This is a genomic window from Helicobacter didelphidarum, from assembly GCF_003364195.1.
Classification (GTDB): domain Bacteria; phylum Campylobacterota; class Campylobacteria; order Campylobacterales; family Helicobacteraceae; genus Helicobacter_A; species Helicobacter_A didelphidarum.
Genome location: NZ_NXLQ01000051.1, coordinates 1 through 5208, shown reverse-complemented (window position 1 = coordinate 5208; position 5208 = coordinate 1). Strand labels below are relative to the sequence as shown.

The 5208-nt window shown below is 32.2% G+C and carries 4 protein-coding genes and 2 pseudogenes; all 6 read left to right on the top strand.

Going from position 1 to position 5208, the window contains the following annotated elements; translation table 11 throughout:
- Nucleotides 1-771 (top strand): annotated as a pseudogene (locus CQA53_RS12490) (hypothetical protein); the annotation flags it as partial.
- Between the two features lie 10 nt (nucleotides 772-781).
- A complete protein-coding gene (locus tag CQA53_RS13370; RefSeq protein ID WP_245945876.1) occupies nucleotides 782-1879 on the top strand; it encodes a hypothetical protein in 1098 nt (365 codons plus the stop codon).
- Complete coding sequence (locus CQA53_RS12485; protein WP_181882428.1) at nucleotides 1830-1976, top strand: hypothetical protein; 147 nt, start codon at nucleotides 1830-1832, stop codon at nucleotides 1974-1976. Before CQA53_RS13370 ends, CQA53_RS12485 begins: the two co-directional genes overlap by 50 nt.
- Before the next feature lie 12 nt (nucleotides 1977-1988).
- Nucleotides 1989-2624 (top strand): hypothetical protein, encoded by a 636-nt coding sequence (locus tag CQA53_RS10045; protein ID WP_115543844.1) that lies wholly within the window; start codon nucleotides 1989-1991, stop codon nucleotides 2622-2624.
- Nucleotides 2625-2633: 9 nt separating this feature from the next.
- Nucleotides 2634-4292, top strand: coding sequence for a S28 family serine protease (locus CQA53_RS10040; protein ID WP_115543843.1), 1659 nt, complete (start codon nucleotides 2634-2636; stop codon nucleotides 4290-4292).
- A gap of 16 nt (nucleotides 4293-4308) precedes the next feature.
- A pseudogene (locus CQA53_RS12480) lies at nucleotides 4309-5121 on the top strand (hypothetical protein); the annotation flags it as partial.
- Between the last annotated feature and the right edge of the window lie 87 nt (nucleotides 5122-5208).

The window sequence follows — 5208 nt, the reverse complement described above, 5'->3', positions numbered from 1 at the left end:
AAAATCATTGCTTCAGCCCAATATGGCTCAAGCAATAGACTACCTATTTATACAGGCAAGGATTCTCATGCTATAGTGCCTACGACTCAAACCCTCTACCTCTACTCCTATCTTTTAGAATTAGATACTAATCATAACAAAGTCAAAGATAAAAGCCTTAGTGAATGTATAGCGTATCTTAATGCTTTTATCCAAAGTATATTTATAGCCTTTAATCCACTAAGCTTTGCTATTAACTCTCGTAATTTCAAAGATGAACAAAATGAAGCTCAAACAGCTACACTTCACTTTGACCATGTCTTTGAAAAAAAGCCTAAAGATTCAGACTTTATGACTACTTTTATAGAACATATCCTTTATGTAACAGACTTAGAAAAAGAAATAGAAAGTTTTTATATAACGCTTCATACGAATACAGAAAATATCATAGATAAAATAATGATTTTAGATTCTAAAAGATATTTCCCTAGAATGATAGATAAAGACGATTTAGATAAATTAAAAGATAAAAGATGCACTCTTGCAGAAAAAAGAGCTATCTTTAAATGTCAGCCATTTGTGATAGTCGATGAAGAGGATAAAGAAGTCTTAGATAATCAAGAAAAAATAACAAGACTCTTTAGACACAATTCAAACTCTACCCAAGTTGTTCTCTCTAATGATGAAACAAACCAAAAATACTTTAATGCTAGAATTGCTATGATGGATAACATACTCTATGGAGAAGAAGTAAAGGTGTGTTATATAGCAGATATGAAACAATGGGGCTAAAGGAGCGATAATGTCAAGTTTATCAATGAGTTCAAATCTCTACATAGACAATACTAACAAAGAAATAAATATCTTTGCTAACGATAAAGACATATTAGATTGTAAAGTCATATACAATGAGGTAGGAAAACAATACAATATCAATATAGAAGAATATACAATAAATTTATATTTCAATGAATACCTCCTCACAGGCTCAAAAGAATCCCCTAATAATCCTTTATACTTTGGGGAATTAGATTCTAATGATAGCAATATGGGATTCAATACAAATAAACCCATATATTACTTGCAAGGTGGAGAGGATATGGATTCTGTCATTGCGAGGAATGAAATGACGAAGCAATCCACAAACAAAGATTCTAAGCAATCCACAAATAACAATGCTACAGATTCTAATGCTATGAATTGCCACGAAGCTAACACTTCTCGCAATGACAATAAAGAATCAATCCACACTACCAACACAAACTCTACCACTACTCAATCAAACTCTACTAACAATAATTCAAATACAACTTCTCCCTCTCCTCACAATAATATAGATTCTCCCATATCCACTTCTACCCTCCAAATATTCCTTAATTCTTCTACACTTACAATACTAAACTACTCCATATTAGACTCTAGCCTTCATATCAAGCTAGAATGTAATAGCAAAGAATCTCAAGAGATAGAAGAGAAAGAAAAAACACTCTTAGAATCTAAAGCAAAAGATTCTAATGACAATAAAGAAATAATATCTAGCACATTCCTTTGTCCTATACTAGAAGATAATGAGCTTAAATGTCCTCATAATGGTAGAGTAAAGCTAAAGAGTAATAAAGGTAAAAGCTTTACATCTAAAGACATTCCTATGATATTAGAATCTGATTTAATGAACTCTAGTATTGTAGGTTGCACTAATCCTATACTTAGTGGAGGACCTTTCACTATGGTAGCTACTATACTTCCAAATGCAAGAGGGTTAAAAAAGTATGATTTGATAATTAAAACAGAATATGCAAGATTAAAATATGGTAAAATCTGCAGACATCTACACCAACAAAAAGAATCAAATGAAACAAAACAATCAAAACATAAATACCTCTATAATGCTAGATTCTGAAAATCCTAGCAATGTGCTACACTATGAAGCACATATTAAGCTTATGTATCAATATGCTATTGTAAGTTTTGCAGGGAATGTGATAATAATGTATTAGCTAGGAGTAACAATGAAAATTACAAATCTCTTAATCCTTAGTCTTATCTTGGTAATTTATAGTGGGTGTTACTATAGATATGAGATTGTGTATCCAGATGATGATAGGCTTTTTAATATGTGTGTAAAAGCCCATAAAAAAGGTCTGCTCTATCCACATTTTTACGATGATGTATTAAAAGATATATCCCCAGATAATATAACCCCCTATGATACAAACATAAGGGATACAAATTACCTAAATTTATTTGTGTTACCCAATATAAATAGGCAAGATTACATCTTTGGCAAAGATAGAAAAGAAAACAATATCTACAAAGTAACGATTAATGCAGATAAAGAAACGATTGAAAGTCTCAAAGCAGAGCTACTCCTAGAATCTAATAAGAATAAGATTGATAAATTACAAAAACAAATTTTTGTATTAGAAAATTATTACTTAGAATATACCGAGCAAAGAATTGATAAAAAAACATTAATTACAAAAGTAGAATATGTGCTTAAAAATAAAAAAACACACGATATTGCTATGCAAAAAATATCTTATCGTTTGTATGCTGATAAATTTAAAAGAAGAATAGATAAAGAGTGGCAATCACTAGGTGAGTGTGCTGGACTCATACGAAAACACGATTACTGCAAATGGTAAGGAGCATAAATGCCACATAATCAAATACCAAACAATCAAAACATAATGCTAGATTCAAATGCGAATCTCTTGCTATACGAAACACACATAAGGCTTATGTATAGATATGCTGTTTTAGCTTTGGCTGGGAATGTGAAACTCACATATTTTATGGAAGCAAGAAAAAGAAATGACTATACAGATGTTAAGAAAGATTTAGATATTCAAGGAAATAAAATACAATGTAAAATAGAAAAAATAGCAACTTGTCTATCATTACTAGATGAGTATAATAAAAGCATATTGCAAGGTTTGAGTGATTCTCAAAAAATGTTATTTTTAGCACTTGTTCGTTCAAACAAGGATATAGGCGATAAAATCCCCGTTGGTGGATTTGAGTTTGATTGTGATTTAATAGCTCTTGCCCTAAACTTTGCTAAACATTATGAAGTGATTGATCATATTAATGAAAAAGATAGAGAATCTAAAGGCGGATTTAGGGCTACACTCTTTAGAGATGTAAGAAATAATGAGTATATCTTAGGTATAGCAGGGACTGATGCTCCAAGCCCCAATCCTTTTAAAATTGATTGGAGGGATATAGGAACTGACGCTTCTTTGACATTAAGAAAACTCCCCAAAAAGCAATATGATTCTATGATAAATTTTTACTTTAGGCTAAAGCAAGGCGGAAAGATAGCGCATAACACGCCAATAGTGGTAGTAGGACACTCTTTGGGTGGCTATCTCGCCCAGCTTTTTGCTCTCACATATCCGCATATCACACAAGGACTTTATACTTATCAGGCACCAGGTGCAAAGAGACTATGGAGAGGAATGTTTAGCTTTTTGCAAAGCCTTAATATACAATCCAAAGAGACACAAACAAATATGCGAGAGCATAGAAAACAAGCCTATATCAATCTATCAAAATCACACAGACAAGAAGCGATGAAAATTTTAAAAGACAAAACCTTTCATATACATACTGATAATGATTCTAATCTCAATAATAACCAATGGATACTAGCAAATTTTGTCCAAGAGCTAGGCACAAAAACACCGGGCTATTTATATTATATCAATGACAAAGACAATGACTTTCATCACCCAGCTCATTGTGTGCGTGCATTAGAAAAGCTAAGTAGATTGCTAGATAGAATCCACGATAGTGCAAAAAAGCAAATGAATCTGCAAGATATGAATGTCTTTTTACGCAATCTTTATCATTATGCTTTGTTACATAGGAGGGGTGAAACTCTAAGTGAGGCGATAGATTGTGTATTGAGTGATGTAGCGTATTATCAAAATCTCATAGAAACGAAGAGCATTGATTTTTTGCAAGATATGGGTTTGGAGGCTTTTGTAGAAAATAAGCAAATATATATCATGCCACTTGCTACCAATGATTTCATAAATATCCCACTAGATTCTCTCAATAAGCTTGATTTGGGCTACTTGCGTTCATTGGTAAAATCACAGGCTTATAGACTTATCGCACACGATACTATGAGTCTATTAAACTTCAAAAACATTTCTTATTTTTTAGGCTACAATGCAAGCACATATAAAATTTATCAAAATGGGCTAGATGATTTTAGTCTAAATGCCTATATTGAGAGATTTCATCTCTGCATAGAGCAAGGCGAAACTTATAGGATAATATTTAAAGAAGAGCTATATTTATAAGTTATAAGGAATTATAATGAAACAACATGTAAGCACACAATATTCTAGCAATGATTTTTTAGTGTTAGAAAATAAAGCAATCTATTTTGCAAAAGAAAATGATTGTATTGATTGTGTAGAGATAGCAAAAATCGCCGACATAGAACATGCTTATATATCTTGGTTTGGTATTTTACTCACAGGCTCTAAAGAATCCCCTAACAATCCTTTATACTTTGGGGAGATAGATAAAGAAGGAGTGTTTGTAGAATCTAAACCCATGTATTACTTACAAGGTGGAGAGGATATAGATTCTGTCATTGCGAGGAATGAAATGACGAAGCAATCCACAAACAAAGATTCTAAGCAATCCACAAACAACAATTCTACCCACATATCCACTTCCACCCTCCAAGTATTCCTTCACTCCTCTACACTTACAATACTTCATTATTCTCTTATTCACTCTAGCCTTCATATCAAACTAGAATGTAATAGCTCTGAATCTCAAGAGATAGAAGACAAAGAAAAAGCACTCTTAGAATCTAAAGCAAAAGATTCTAAAGAGAATAAAGAAAGTATCTCCACCGCATTCCTCTGTCCTGTCCTAGAAGATAATGAGCTTAAATGTCCTCATAATGGTAGAGTGCAATTAAAGAGTAAGAAAGGTAAAAGCTTCAAATCTAAAGACATTCCTATGATATTAGAATCTGATTTATTAAATGCTAGTATTATAGGTTGCACTCATACTATCGCAGGTGTTCCTACTCCTTGTTCTCTTATTTCTGTAATCCTCCCTAGTGCTAGAGCATTAAAAAGATATAATGATGATTATCCTATAATGCAAGACAATGCGTTGTCTTTTGGATAATTTCAAGGGAATCTTTGATTTTATTTGTGCGATAGATTCTCTATCTTATCTCCGCATAAAATCTTT

What these genes read in the sequence shown, in the direction of transcription:
- CQA53_RS10045 (WP_115543844.1), top strand. Translation starts at nt 1,989, where the DNA reads ATGAAAATTACAAATCTCTTAATCCTTAGTCTTATCTTGGTAATTTAT.
- CQA53_RS12485 (WP_181882428.1), top strand. Translation starts at nt 1,830, where the DNA reads ATGAAACAAAACAATCAAAACATAAATACCTCTATAATGCTAGATTCT.
- CQA53_RS10040 (WP_115543843.1), top strand. Translation starts at nt 2,634, where the DNA reads ATGCCACATAATCAAATACCAAACAATCAAAACATAATGCTAGATTCA.
- CQA53_RS13370 (WP_245945876.1), top strand. Translation starts at nt 782, where the DNA reads ATGTCAAGTTTATCAATGAGTTCAAATCTCTACATAGACAATACTAAC.